We start from the raw sequence: 14,241 nt of genomic DNA on the forward strand, positions 1-14,241 counted from the left end.
TAAATGCCAGTGCAAGCGGAGCTGCATAACACTCCCACACTCACTTTAGCCGGGCGTTAGCTTTAATTGCAGGTACGCAAAAACTGATCTCATTTGGAGGGCTTTGCATTATCACCAGACGGAAAAGTGCCCAGAAAAATGGCCGCTCAGTATGGTCGAGAGTTTACTCTTGCTGAACGAGTTAAATATAAAATTTTCGGTATCGGATTTTTCAAGCCGATAGAAGGTCAGCCAAACGTTCTGAGCAGATGGTTCGAAATAAGGAGCTTTACGATAAGGCCTCACCTAGACCAACTGACCGGAGGACTCATTTTCAGGCTGACTGGATCCAAGACAATGGATGCGCTTGCCATCAGATACGATGAAATCATACAAATTCAGGTAACTAGAGAGCCAGACAAGGTTTCGCCGATCACATTTTCACCTTTTTGGTTTCTGCTTCAACTGGGATTCAAGCCTCAACAGGTTAGATGGTTTACCATTGGTCGAAGACTTGAATTTCAATTCGGAAGCATCCAAGTGACAATAGTGCTCGACGGAAACGACCCAATCCAGTTAGTATGGGACGCTAGACACGAACCTTCTGTCAGACAATTCATTGGTAGCGGGTTCCTGGCTGACAAGCTGGATGAAAAAAAAGCTAACACAGGGCTATAGCGAATGGGGCCCTCAGTGGTGAACAGGCGGCGGCTGGCTTGGATTGTCCGCCACAAAGTATAATTTTATAATCGGCGTGGCTAGTGCAGGTGGGCAGCGAAGTGCATAAGATAACCCCACTCGCCATAGCCAGGCGTTACTTGCAATAGATGGATCGTACGTTTCTTTTCGTAACTATTACTTTAATCAGTGGTTGCACCCACCTACAAACCGTGACCGAACAGGGCTTAAGCAAGCCAGAAGCGACAGATGAATTTGTCGACTTTTTAACTGACGCTCATAACTACTTGGTTGAACAGCAAGACATCTGCCAAAAGGACTATGGCTTGAGCACGTATGAACGTTGGTTCTACGATCAGGAAACTGGACTCATAGAATTCTTCAATGGTGATACTCTGAAGCTCAGGATCACCTACCAAGAAGTAGGAACCGTCTCTAAAATATCGAATACTTGGCTTTGGGCGTGGGCTAACCCAAACTTGACAGATAATATTGCAGTAGACTCCGAGGTTGTACGGGAATTTGGAGATTCAAACAACTTTGAACGGCTAACCAAACGCAAGTGGATGGCGGACGAAGTTGACGGATGGGAAATGACGGCAGTTATGGCTTTCCTAACCAATGCAAAAGGGGCTTACCGTGTTCCTGGAGACAATGTTTATTCCTTTCTGGTATTTACAGACATTGAACGGATCAACCAATAAAAATGCAAGTAACACATGGCTAAAAATGAATGTGGGCTGTTCAGGTTAGTTGAGTTAGGCTGGCTTGGATTCTCCGCCACAAGAGTTAATTTTATCATCGGCGTGGCTAATTGGTGATGGATGCGGAACTGCATTAAATTCCCACACTCATTTTAGCCGGGCGTTGTAGCCAATTGGGATTTTCTTACTTTGGGCGCATGTGAGATCGAAGCCTTTGCTGTCTTCAACTAGCTGAAAAAAAAGCTCTCGTTTCAAGCCGCTCGGTAAACTGGTTCGGTGCAAACATACAACCCCTCATCCTGATCACGCCCACACCGCCATCGCTTTGCCCCCCTCTCTGGTCAATTCCTCCCGTCTCGGCCAGCGCACTTCGTAGGTGTAAATGACAGGTCTAAGGCCGTGACACCCCCCGCCCTGTTTTTCGCCCACGCCGCTTGCGCACATTCCCCTTACACTGGCGATTCACGCCCACACGGCCATCGCACCTGCAGTGAACAGTCAGTCTGCAAGGCCGCTGGACAACTACAACCCAAGGACGGCTGTCTTGCTGGTGGCGCTGCAAGACAATGAAAAAGGCTACAACAAGGGCCTAAAAATGAATGTGGGCTGTTCAGGTAAGTTGAGTGTAGCTGGCTTGGATTCTCCGCCACAAAAGTTAATTTTATCATCGGCGTGGCTAAGATGGATTGGAAGCGGAGCTGCATTAAATTCCCACACTCATTTTAGGCAGGCGTTAGTAGCAATAACTTGTAGATCGGGCCAACTACGTGTATGAAAAGCATTTACCAAATCAAAAAGGAAACTGACGACTTGCCTTCCACGGATCTGCTCAAACAAGTGGAGTATTACCGGAATAATTCTACTGAAATTTTCATGATTGATGAGTCAATTGACCAGGAGCATTATCGAGCCAAAATGAAGCTTATGGGCGATTATGGAATGACTTTATCAGCCAATAGCAATTATTCAGAAGCGTATCCAATCTTAACAAAAGCTATTGCTCTGTGGAGAACTGACCCGTACCGGGACGACACACCGCCGGAGGACATTTCCTATTTCCAACACCTCCTTATGCACCTTGGAATGGCGGCATTTTACAGACGTGACATCGAGGAGGCAAAGGAAACTTTTGGACTACTAGTAAAAAAAGACCCGACGAACTATAGATATCAAAATTGGCAGACCACTGTTACCCTTTATCGGCTCAACATTATTTCTAGAACATTTGGTTATCTGTTTTTGGGGACAGTTGTATTGAGAATTGTCCTCAAGTCGATTTTGCCTGATTGGGTTGATAGTTTCTACTACCCAGTTTTATCACTCTTTATTTTGGGCTACATAATACTTGAGATAATAAAGTGGCGTAACAAGTCGAAATTGGAAAAGGGACGGACTATGGTAGCACAGGAGGGCTAATGCTACTAACACAAAGCTAAGACACCATGGGGCCTTAGCTGCAAGGAAATCGCAGTGGGGATTGGAGTCCCCGCCACTTTGTGTATTTTTATTCATCGGCGTGGCTATTTGCGGAGGGCAGCGGTAACTCTTACCAATCCCCACGCTGCTTAGCTGGTCGTTATGCACAAAACCTTTCAGAACGTAGATGTATAGGGAACTGGAATATAAAAAGATCGCATCCGTATCTGCCATCGTTCTTATTTTCGATTTGTTTATCAACTTTCGAGACCCATTCGGACAAGCACTAACTGACTTTATCTTTGACCTAATTGCCATCAATACCTTCTTTTTTTTGTTCCTCTGGCTGAAAAACGTGATGCTTTTTATTGGCTTTTTACTTTTTCTAGTGGCTTTCAATTTTGGACTAGTGGACAGTCCGTTGTTTGGACAAGACACTGGATCAGATAATCTAGATTTTATAGCAATTCTTCTCGATTTGAGGCTAATTGCCTACATAACCCTCATGATAGGACTGTTTGCGGACAGATACATTGGCGCCAAGTTGAAACTGACACTAGGATCAATGCTGTTGATAACCTTTGCCGGAACCGCTGTTTTCCAAATTCTGATCAGAATCTACTGATACATAGGAGCAGACGGAATTAAAAGTGCATAACACAGGGCTAACAATGAATGGCGGCTTCATCGGTTTTCAATCATTTGCTGGCTTGGAATCTCCGCCACAAAGCTTAATTTTATCGGCGTGGCTAGCTGCGAGCGGCAAGGAAAGTGCATATAATTCCGCCACTCATGTTAGCCGGTCGTTATCAGTAATACACTTCAAACTGGCAAATGACAGACGACAAATTGCGGCAATCATTTGAGGCCAAATGCCAGACCTATCAAAAGTGGTTTATTCAGCTTGAATCTTGGCGACTTGTAAAGCCATTAATTTTAGCATGGATTACGGACCGCACCGACAACGACGCTGACAAGCTGATTGTAGACAAGAACAACCAAGTAGTTGCTGCTTATGACCATAGACAGCTGATCCGTTTTTTCAAGGATAACAAAAGCATCCTGCCAGACTCTTTAAATACAATCAGCTGGACAAACGACATTGAGAGATTTGAGAAAGCCTATCCGACGATATATAACATCATTGCTATAGAGTCTTCTCTGAAATCGAACGGCTTCTCAAAGGCTTCAGTTTATGAATCCATCAACTTCATAAACCTTTTCAACGACCTTGCAGATCAGCTTGATGACCCTCAACTACGATCGTTATCTGACAAACAAGAGGTGAGGAATCTCTGGGATTTTGGATACAATGAAATATTCTGGAAAGAGTTTGGAGAACAGGAAGAGCTGGCTTCAGTATCAATTCCCCAATTCCAGACTGACTATAATGTCCTGTCTTCAGCTCTGAGTCAAATGATTGATGCGTTTATCGAAAGGCTGGTGATTCTGGACGACCAGGAAAAAAACTGATAACACAGCGGTAAAAATGAATGTGGGCTTCATCGGTTGTCAAAGGTCAGTTGGCTTGGAATGTCCGCCACAGTTTATAATTTTATCATCGGCGTGGCTAAGATGTAGTGGAAGCGGAGCTGCATAAAACTCCCACACTCATTTTACCGAGGCGTTGGCGGTAATTATCTTCAGGACGGAAAACTTTTGCGCAGACTTTCTATCATATTGACGGTGGTTATAATAGCCGGTATGGTCACTCCATACTTCGGCTATTTTACCGTATTAGAGGCTTTCTACCTGCTGATACCCTTCGCAGTTTTTGTACTGGCATCTTTTGCGATCTTTCTCTACCTAGTAATCATCAAAAACCCCAAATGGAGAAAAGCCCTATTCATTACAGCTTTGGTTCCAATTTTCATTGTAACTCAATTGACTTCGGGGACTTTGGTGGGTTGGCTATTGAAGTATAGAAGTGGGCGAATCATTGAAGAAATAGAGAAAACAAAAAGCCAAACTGGGGCCTATCCTATAGACTTTCCCACTCCCTTAGGGATAGCCTACACCAAAGATGAATTCCGTGGTGAATACTATTTGGCTTATACCAGAGGCTTTATGACGACGGAAGAGTATTCCTCGGAATCAAAAAAATGGATAAGCAAAGGCTGGAATGATTAAAGTCTCTCAAATATCAGTTGGTAAATTTCAGCGTCTAATCACATTCTGCAACCTTATTGCACTTCTCGGGACAGGACCAGCATGGGCTCAGACAACTGACGTGGCAGGTACATATTACTCCGGTAACAACGGATTCGAAAACTGGTCTATCGTACAGCTCTCAGCGGATGGAACTTTCACCTACTCCTATGGGGTCGGAGGCTGTCAGGGAATTGTTAAAGGAAGCTTTATGGTGGTAGGCTCAAGAATATCATTTACGAATGATAAGGAATACCTATCTGGGCAGTCTAACCAGCCGACTTCCTCGGATTCGCTGACAGTCTTTGTTGGAACTCCAGTTTACCCAGACCTTAGTTTAACGGACTGGCGGATTGGCAAACGCTTTATCAAACCACTGGACACGGTAGATGCCGGGTGTATTCGGGAATCCAGCAAACATAGACGGAGAAAAAAACCGCCAACAAGGGGCTAAAAGTGAATGTGGGCTTAAGTGGTAGCCAGTCGTTTGTTGGCTTGGAATCTCCGCCACAAAAGTTAATTTTATAATCGGCGTGGCTAAGTGCAATTGGAAAAGGAGCTGAATAAAACTCCCACACTCACTTTAGCCGGCCGTTATGAGCCAATGCTGCCAAACTTTTCAATATGGGAACTTGGGGAACTGCAATAAAAGATAGCGATGCTTTTGCAGACGTGTATAGTGAATTTTTTGAACTGTACAATGCAGGCGGCGATCCTAAGACTATCTCAAAAAAGATCATAGAAGACAATTGGGAAATCTTAGAAATCGAAGAGGAGAAACATAGCCTTTGGTTTGCAATTGCTTTGGCACAATGGGAAACAAAGTCGCTTGATGAAGATATTTTAAGGAAAGTTGAGACGATTGTTACGTCTGGTGCTGACTTAAGTATTTGGAGACATTTGGGTGCATCAGAACCCGACCTTACGAGACGAAAAGTTGCTCTCAAAAAATTCCTTGACAAAATCCAAACGGAACGACCAAAGGCAAAGCCGAGAAAAAAACTAAAGCTGAATACCGCCGTCTTCTCAACTGGAGAATGCTTGGTATTTAAGATGCGGAATGGCAATTATGGAGGAGCTGTGGTATTAGCAACTGACGCAGATCCAGAGACGCCCTATAACTTAGTGGCGACAACCAGAATTAATAAAAGAGAGTTGCCTAGCCTAGATGACTTTGAAAAAGCAGAAGTACTTTTGCTAAATTTTGGAAACTGGACGGACAAACCCGACGTAGTCTGGTACATGCCAGATCTCTATTTCAAAGAATATTCAAGCTTGTACGAATCTATTGGTAAAATAGACATAGAGGCTCAATATAAAGTAAGTGATAGAATCGGACTGAGTTACCTATTCAAGCCTTCGTACACGACAGGATGGAATATGAGCTATGATGCTGAGAAGCAATTTGAATCCGAGTTGACAAAGCCTAAACCAACGCAGCAACTGACAATTAAGCAATTAATAAAGGGAGAACGGACTTCCAAAAAGTGGTGGGATTTTCTAAAGAAAGGCTCATAACACAACAGTAAAGTGAATGTGGGCTTCAGCGGATGCCATAGGGCAGGTGGCTTGGATTGCCCGCCACAATTTATAATTTTAACATCGCCGTGGCTAAGTGCTAGTAGAAGCGGAGCTGCATAAAACTCCCACACTCACTTTACTGAGGCGTTGTGCGTAAGTTTTCTTTGGACAGATGAGTTATCAAAACAAAATGAGGACGATTTATTTTTTGACTTTAATGACCGTCATAGGTGGTTGCACCTCGGACAATTTTTATGACACAACAAGAATCATTGCGACAGACAAAGACCAATATAAAATTGGGGACAAATTCGAAATCACTTTGACAATTGCTCCCACGGACAACGAAAAGGAAATCAGAATTTATGACAATTATAAAAACCTAGAAATTTCATTTGCCCTTGTTGAACCGAGCAAAGGAATGGTTAACGAGAATTGGTCTAAGCACAGCGGACAATTCTTGAACGACAGCAAAATCATTGAATTTAAAATTGACAAAGAAAAACCATTCATTAAGACATTTAAGGGCGAAATTATTGATGACAAGACAATGGTAACACTATCAATACCAGAATTAAAAATGAAAGTATCATTTGACAAGGACAAAGTACTTAGCGGGACGTTCATTAGAGTTCATGGCTTTTGCAATCCGATTGACCCAGGATTGGGAGATTCATTAGAGGACTACTTCGAAGTAAAGGACATCGAAATAGTTCGCGGATAGAAAACCTACGCACAACAAAATGTATAATCCATGGCGCTGATAAGGATGACATTTTTTTATTTTTGCTCAGCGCCACGGCTTATACATAAACGTTAGGCACAAAAGCATACATGACGAAAATATTCGTGCAAATATCGATTCTTCTGCTAGTTGCAACTCAGGTACTTGCTCAATCTGATCAAGAATTAGCAGTTAGCCAAGCATTAGCTGCCAAGACGATCAACGAAGTTGAGCAGATAGGTGGCAAGCAAAAATTTTATGTAGAGCACACCGATCAGCTAAATTCAGACGTAACACAGACAAATTGGCGGCCGGCCAAAGGAAAAAAAATCGGACGAATTGCCCTCCTGACTCTTTCCATTAATGGGAAAATATTTTATTCCGAGATATACTCATGGGATATCAATGACGAATTTGACGGGTTTGATCATCAGATTCTTCAGAGCAAGCTAGATAGTACTTTTTCCTTTCCTTCATTTGATCCAGACCATTTAGAACGTCTGCCAAACAGGACGACATTCGGTTATGGCTGCGGGGCTGCCGGACAAATGCCCGAAGAGGGAAAGAAGATGCTTACACTTGTTCAGGCAGCCAATACCGACGAACTTAAAAACTGGTTATTTAGTATCAACCCCGTCAGACAGGCCTACTCGTATTTGGGATTCTGTTTACTACAAGCCAACGGGACGGAATTGGACACTGACATCAAGACCAAAATGAGCCAAGTAAAGGAGTCTGGACTTCTTGTCTATTTCTGTGATGGATGCATCATAAGGGAACCAATGTCACTAAGTGAAGTCCTGGACGACACCAGCATAAAACGCTTTACTGCCAGACAACAATAATAAATGTGCCTAACACAGCGGTAAAAATGAATGTGGGCTTCACCGGTTGTCAAAGGTCAGTTGGCTTGGAATATCCGCCACAAATTATAAATTTATCATCCGCGTGGCTAAGATGTAGTGAAAGCGGAGCTGCATAAAACTCCCACACTCATTTTACCGAGGCGTTAGGCACAAAGTTAGTTCGGATGTTCAGACTGCTTACTCTTTCAGCAATTACCAACCTACTTATCCTGGCTGAGGCTCTTTCTCAACCAAAAGTGTATATTGACAACAACGTCCACTTTACTGAAGCAGTAGTAATCAACATGGATTCGACATTTTATCATGAAATTCAGCAGGACGGCAGCTTTTTGGTTTCAACAGGAGTTGTGACACTTCATTCAGCAGACCGACTAACTTTCGCAATAGATACCGTGGCGACCAACGAATTGATTAAATTAAGAAATGACTCGTCTGACACGTGGACTTATTCGTTTTACTACACGCCGTACAGGGTTGTTGAATGGCGATTGGGCGAAGAACAACTTACCAAGATAAAATACCGCCGACCTACGGACTCTAATCCTTTTGAACAGGTACTACACCTAAAACGAACGCCTCGACAGTGAGTCAATCAATTTTTCCATATTTATTCAACGTCTTGAGAACTGCTCATAGCGATCCAATAGCAATGAATTTGACCAATATACTTGAGCATGAAAAAGTGCTTTGCAGCTCTCAACATAAACTTGAGACAAAAAACATTGCTAGGACGTACGATATAAGACTGAAACTCAAAAAATCTGAAAACATTTGGAAAGAAACTTGGGACAATTGGGAAATGGTGGTCTCTAAGCTCTTTGCCTTGGAAGCACCCGATGTCCTTGTGTCCTCAGTCCTATCAAAAGACAAACTCTTCTTAGTTTTTATCAATATCCATTCCGAAAAATTGGTTGGAATCATTTGGGTACCAAACGAGGCTTCTGTAGAGGAGGCCTGTTCATACAATGATAAGATAATAGGTATGGGACTAACCGTCTCGCAGGAACTTTACGACAAGATGGTCTTCCAACGAGATTGGCGAGAAGATGTGCCTAACACAAACCTATGACGTCATGGGGCCTCACCTGAAAGGAAATGGCTGTGGGGATTGCAGTCCCCGCCACTTTGTGTATTTTTATTCATCGGCGTGGCTATTTGCGGACGGTAGCGGTATCTCTTACCAATCCCCACGCCGCATAGCTAGTCGTTGGCGGTAATTGCTGCGAATGAAAGTCTTTCTAGTTATAACACTTTTGGTAATTTCTTTGTCCGGCTTCTCACAGCCTGCATCAATCTATGGAATATATCAACTGGATACTGGTCCAACCTTAATTTACCTAGAACTTCGATGTGACTCGACATTTCATTTTATAACACACTTTGACTTCAATGCAGCCAAAGACTATTCACCTGAACTAACGAACAGCGTACCTTGGAAGTTAGCAAATGATTCGACTCTCATACTGGATGATCGATTCACTCGCAAAAAGGCGACATTTAAACTAGTATCCAGTAATCAAATAATTGAAACTCGTAAAAAAGAAACGTTTACTTGGGCTAAAGTCATAAACTACAACTCAGACTGCCTAGGAACAGATTACTCAATCTCAGGCAGTAACGGAAACAGAACGGTACACCATTTGGTGCCGGGGAAACAGCTCATAAGTACAGAGTACTTTCAAGGCAATTCATTGGTAAGACGTGTTACTTATTTCGAACTATCTGAGGAAGAACTCGACTCAATCCTTAGCAAACGACCCATCATAACCGACGATCCTGTTGATCAGGTTCTATTTAGAATTTACTCACTGGATTTTCGACTGCCAATTCTTATGGAAGAAGAGTGGAAAAACACCAAATACAAGGTTACACATTTCAACAAACAAGGCGAAAAGGTCAAAAGGAATTAACTGCTGCCCACGATCTGTAGTGGCTCTAACTTCATCGGATGACAAATCAGAACTCAGAAACTGGAGAATTAACGCTCAGAATCTTAGTGCCAGGCACATTGATAAAACTGGCTGGCAAACAACCCAACTAATGATACCCACCTGGGCTGGCTTCGATTACAAAAAATACCGCCAACACAAAGCTATAGCGAATGGGGCCCTCACCGGTAACTTGACCGCTATTGGCTTGGATTCTCCGCCGCAAAAGTTAAATTTATCATTGGCGTGGCTAAGTGCTAGTGGGAAGCGAAGTGCATAAAACAACCCCACTCGCCATAGCCAGTCGTTATCATCAATTTCCATGACGCAGAGAAAACTGGCAAACATTAAATTCATTTACCATATTGGCATACTTGTCTGCTTAATGAGTTTCGCTTGTACTCAAAATCCTAAAAATCAAGCAATACATGGACTGTGGGAAATAGATAGTCTAATCGTGGAGCCAATTTCAATTCCATCCTACTGTGACATGATCTACAAAGGCAGTTTATTCAACTTCAAGTCAGATGGTCAGTTAGTAATAACGCCCAAAGACTCAACTCAGAAATGTAATTCCTATTCTTACAAGATATTTGATGATGAACTGAATATTGTAGAATATGACATGGTTATGTCTGCCAGCTTTGACTTGACTGATGACGGGTACTTAAAAATGTTTTCAAGAAACTTGTTTGACTGGGATAAGGCTAAAACACCCGATATAGAAACCTACAACTTACTTTTTGCGAACGGTATAACTATCAAACTGAAGAGAAAAGATGATAACACAGCGGTAAAATGAATGTGGGCTTCATCGGTTGGTAAAGGACGGTTGGCTTGGAATGTCCGCCACAAATTATAATTTTATCATCGGCGTGGCTAAGATGTAGTGGAAGCGGAGCTGCATAAAACTCCCACACTCATTTTACCGAGGCGTTACATGCAACTGCGTGGATGGCAAACTTGACGATACGGACAAAAAATTTCTGAGAAGCGAGATCAGGCAGATCGTTGTGTCGTACGTTGCCTTGTTCCTTGTATCTGCAGTTGTATTTACTGCCGGGACAATTTTCATCCACCAGTCTGACCTCTCATCTGATGCTCAGAGTCTTCTTATCGGACTTCTCAGCGTCATTGGTCTGATAACTTTTGGTGCCTTTCTATGGAACAGCATCAAAGACCCGTTAGCCGACCTTAGATGTGGGACGAAAAGGATCGTGGTAGGCCACCTGCTTGACAAAAAAGACTCGACCAACTACGGCTGGACAGGTAACATCGGAGCTGATTCGACCTCGCAACCAAAACTTGTCGAGTACAGACTGACGATAGACGAAATGCATTTTGTGGTGGGCTTGAATGACTTTTCTCGATTTGCCGTCGGAGACAAAGTCAAAGTTCATCTCAGTCAAGTAACGTCCAAACTACTAAAGTTAGAATAGTATGAAGGCCAAATATTTAGTTTCATTTTCGATTCTTTATCTTCCTATTTTGTGCTTTGCGCAATTCGAAAAGATAGACGACTCGATAGTGCTGGACACGATAAGCGTTATCAAAACGATTGGAGACGACAGTACAGACATAGTAATCCGCTCAGGGGACAATAGCATTTACTTTGACAAATTGGATATAATACAATCCTTTGAAATTCAACGAGATAATACTCTAGCCAGCTCAGTTCCAGGTGATTTCAATTCAGTAGTGGCAAATCGCTATAGTAGAGTTATTGAATACCTCAAACGCAATTCGTCGTTGGAGTTCTCCGGCTTTTGGAACCGGGACTGGGAACCATTAATATTGGATAGCATTGCAGATGACCGGCTTCTTACAAAGAGATTGTTTGGCCAACTTGCGTGTGAGCTAATTGATACTGGAAACTTCTCAGTCGAATCAGGAGGCCAGCGGTTTGACTCAGTTTACAAAGTAAACGACACATTGCCGGATTTTTCTGGTGATCAATATATTCTTAAAAACGGACAGACAATATGGATATGTCTGCCATCGGAAAATGACTAAAAATGCATGTAACACAGCGGTAAACATGAATGTGGGCTTCACCGGATGCCATAGTGCAGTTGGCTTGGAATGTCCGCCACAAGAGTTAATTTTAATATCGCCGTGGCTAAGATGTAGTGGAAGCGGAGCTGCATAAAACTCCCACACTCATTTTACCGAGGCGTTATCAGCAAAGACTTACTAGACGTAAAAAAAGTTGGGCTTCTTCTCATCTTCGGAATTGTGGCAGGACTCATAGGCTACCTGAGCTTCGAAGAACTGCTGTACTCTGAGTATTGGCTGCAACGGAAAATCAACAGCTACTCATGTATCGAGCCGTTGCTGGACGTACCAAAGGGAACTGCTCAATTGAAGTATAAATTTTTGAAGGATGATGAAATTGACCTTGAGGTTTCTATTAATGACGCTGGATATGTATTTCTATCGACCGGAACCTGGCATTCGGACTCTCCAGCAGCCAAGAGTTTCAACTTCAGAACCGACCCTGAAATAACTCAAAAGATTATAGACGACTTCAGGTCTCGTTATTCCGAAGCCGAGCTCAACTCATATGACGACCACTTAAATGCCTCTTACTATACATTGGAATTCACCGATTTACTGGCCGACGCAGAATTGTCGGTCGGATTTTATAACTACATACCCAGTGCAGAATTCCTAGAGCTGACCTCGGAGCTTGTGACATTGGGAAACGCTGTCATGGAAGACTTTTAAAAGCTGATAACACAGCGGTAAAAATGAATGTGGGCTTCAGTGGTTGACATAGGTCAGTTGGCTTGGATTGCCCGCCACAATTTATAATTTTATCATCGGCGTGGCTAAGATGTATTGGAAGCGGAGCTGCATAAAACTCCCACACTCATTTTACCGAGGCGTTAGCAGCAATATCTGCGTGATGAAAAAGCTGATTCTCCTATTATTTTTATTGTTGACCGGTCATTTATCGGTCTTGGCTTGCAGTTGTGGTAAACTGGACAGGCTGACGAAGAAAGGATCTGACGAGGGAGAAATAGCCTTTGTCGGCAGAATAATCGAAGTGACATATCTCGACGACTACACAATGAAAACCTTGTTCCAGATCGAAGAGAATTTGACTAACGAACTGCTTGGTCGGACTTTTGAAGTTTGGTCCGGCAGAGATTGCGAACCTCATTTTATATCAGGAGATCAGTGGTATATTTTCACCTACGTTTACGAAGACAAACACTGGTCAAGTCTATGTAGCCGAAGTGCGCAACTCACGGACAGACTAATCCCAGAAAACCCGTACAGCGGCAGATACCGACGTCAAGCACAGCGACAGTTCCATAGCGATCAACGACGGGCTAGACGGGAGGTGAAGCTATTGCGGAGAATAAAAGCTGCTAACACAACGGTAAAATGAATGTGGGCTTCACAGGTTATCCTAGATCAGTTGGCTTGGATTGTCCGCCACAAATTATAATTTTATCATCTGCGTGGCTAAGATGTAGTGGAAACGGAGCTGCATAAAACTCCCACACTCATTTTACCGAGGCGTTATCAGTAATACACTTCAAACTGGCAAATGACAGACGACAAATTGCGGCAATCATTTGAGGCCAAATGCCAGACCTATCAAAAGTGGTTTATTCAGCTTGAATCTTGGCGACTTGCAAAGCCATTAATTTTAGCATGGATTACGGACCGCACCGACAACGACGCTGACAAGCTGATTGTAGACAAGAACAACCAAGTAGTTGCTGCTTATGACCATAGACAGCTGATCCGTTTTTTCAAGGATAACAAAAGCATCCTGCCAGACTCTTTAAATACAATCAGCTGGACAAACGACATTGAGAGATTTGAGAAAGCCTATCCGACGATATATAACATCATTGCTATAGAGTCTTCTCTGAAATCGAACGGCTTCTCAAAGGCTTCAGTTTATGAATCCATCAACTTCATAAACCTTTTCAACGACCTTGCAGATCAGCTTGATGACCCTCAACTACGATCGTTATCTGACAAACAAGAGGTGAGGAATCTCTGGGATTTTGGATACAATGAAATATTCTGGAAAGAGTTTGGAGAACAGGAAGAGCTGGCTTCAGTATCAATTCCCCAATTCCAGACTGACTATAATGTCCTGTCTTCAGCTCTGAGTCAAATGATTGATGCGTTTATCGAAAGGCTGGTGATTCTGGACGACCAGGAAAAAAACTGATAACACAGCGGTAAAAATGAATGTGGGCTTCATCGGTTGTCAAAGGTCAGTTGGCTTGGAATGTCCGCCACAGTTTATA

At 42.9% G+C, this 14,241-nt stretch carries 17 protein-coding genes; all 17 read left to right on the plus strand.

Annotated features, from left to right (window positions below):
* Window positions 1-93: 93 nt before the first annotated feature.
* The 17 genes from RT717_RS03740 (at window position 94) to RT717_RS03820 (ending at window position 14,162) form a co-directional block, all read left to right on the plus strand.
* Window positions 94-657, plus strand: coding sequence for a hypothetical protein (locus RT717_RS03740; protein ID WP_317490395.1), 564 nt, complete (start codon window positions 94-96; stop codon window positions 655-657).
* 149 nt (window positions 658-806) lie between these two features.
* Entirely contained in the window at window positions 807-1,361 is a 555-nt protein-coding gene (locus RT717_RS03745; RefSeq protein WP_317490396.1) for a DUF6882 domain-containing protein, read from the plus strand.
* Window positions 1,362-2,132: 771 nt separating this feature from the next.
* Window positions 2,133-2,777, plus strand: coding sequence for a tetratricopeptide repeat protein (locus RT717_RS03750; protein ID WP_317490397.1), 645 nt, complete (start codon window positions 2,133-2,135; stop codon window positions 2,775-2,777).
* Between the two features lie 187 nt (window positions 2,778-2,964).
* Window positions 2,965-3,402, plus strand: coding sequence for a hypothetical protein (locus RT717_RS03755; RefSeq protein WP_317490386.1), 438 nt, complete (start codon window positions 2,965-2,967; stop codon window positions 3,400-3,402).
* A 209-nt stretch (window positions 3,403-3,611) separates the two neighbouring features.
* On the plus strand, window positions 3,612-4,250 hold the full coding sequence (locus RT717_RS03760; RefSeq protein ID WP_317490398.1) for a hypothetical protein: 639 nt from the start codon (window positions 3,612-3,614) through the stop codon (window positions 4,248-4,250).
* Between the two features lie 231 nt (window positions 4,251-4,481).
* Window positions 4,482-4,907, plus strand: a complete 426-nt coding sequence (locus RT717_RS03765; RefSeq protein ID WP_317490399.1) for a hypothetical protein — start codon at window positions 4,482-4,484, stop codon at window positions 4,905-4,907.
* Window positions 4,900-5,379, plus strand: coding sequence for a hypothetical protein (locus tag RT717_RS03770; protein WP_317490400.1), 480 nt, complete (start codon window positions 4,900-4,902; stop codon window positions 5,377-5,379). The genes RT717_RS03765 and RT717_RS03770 overlap by 8 nt, the downstream gene beginning before the upstream one ends.
* A 170-nt stretch (window positions 5,380-5,549) precedes the next feature.
* Complete coding sequence (locus RT717_RS03775; RefSeq protein WP_317490388.1) at window positions 5,550-6,443, plus strand: hypothetical protein; 894 nt, start codon at window positions 5,550-5,552, stop codon at window positions 6,441-6,443.
* Between the two features lie 193 nt (window positions 6,444-6,636).
* Window positions 6,637-7,170, plus strand: coding sequence for a hypothetical protein (locus tag RT717_RS03780; protein ID WP_317490401.1), 534 nt, complete (start codon window positions 6,637-6,639; stop codon window positions 7,168-7,170).
* A gap of 110 nt (window positions 7,171-7,280) precedes the next feature.
* Complete coding sequence (locus RT717_RS03785; protein WP_317490402.1) at window positions 7,281-8,015, plus strand: hypothetical protein; 735 nt, start codon at window positions 7,281-7,283, stop codon at window positions 8,013-8,015.
* Between the two features lie 185 nt (window positions 8,016-8,200).
* A complete protein-coding gene (locus tag RT717_RS03790; RefSeq protein ID WP_317490403.1) occupies window positions 8,201-8,623 on the plus strand; it encodes a hypothetical protein in 423 nt (140 codons plus the stop codon).
* On the plus strand, window positions 8,620-9,105 hold the full coding sequence (locus tag RT717_RS03795; protein ID WP_317490404.1) for a hypothetical protein: 486 nt from the start codon (window positions 8,620-8,622) through the stop codon (window positions 9,103-9,105). Before RT717_RS03790 ends, RT717_RS03795 begins: the two co-directional genes overlap by 4 nt.
* A 1,181-nt stretch (window positions 9,106-10,286) precedes the next feature.
* The gene (locus tag RT717_RS03800; protein ID WP_317490405.1) at window positions 10,287-10,766 is read left to right on the plus strand and encodes a hypothetical protein; all 480 of its coding nucleotides are present in this window, start codon (window positions 10,287-10,289) and stop codon (window positions 10,764-10,766) included.
* A 148-nt stretch (window positions 10,767-10,914) separates the two neighbouring features.
* Entirely contained in the window at window positions 10,915-11,403 is a 489-nt protein-coding gene (locus RT717_RS03805; protein ID WP_317490406.1) for a hypothetical protein, read from the plus strand.
* Window position 11,404: 1 nt separating this feature from the next.
* Window positions 11,405-11,977, plus strand: coding sequence for a hypothetical protein (locus tag RT717_RS03810; RefSeq protein WP_317490407.1), 573 nt, complete (start codon window positions 11,405-11,407; stop codon window positions 11,975-11,977).
* A gap of 222 nt (window positions 11,978-12,199) precedes the next feature.
* The gene (locus RT717_RS03815; RefSeq protein WP_317490393.1) at window positions 12,200-12,691 is read left to right on the plus strand and encodes a hypothetical protein; all 492 of its coding nucleotides are present in this window, start codon (window positions 12,200-12,202) and stop codon (window positions 12,689-12,691) included.
* Between the two features lie 832 nt (window positions 12,692-13,523).
* Entirely contained in the window at window positions 13,524-14,162 is a 639-nt protein-coding gene (locus tag RT717_RS03820) for a hypothetical protein (protein ID WP_317490408.1), read from the plus strand.
* Window positions 14,163-14,241: the final 79 nt, after the last annotated feature.

Source organism: Imperialibacter roseus (assembly GCF_032999765.1).
Lineage (GTDB): Bacteria > Bacteroidota > Bacteroidia > Cytophagales > Cyclobacteriaceae > Imperialibacter > Imperialibacter roseus.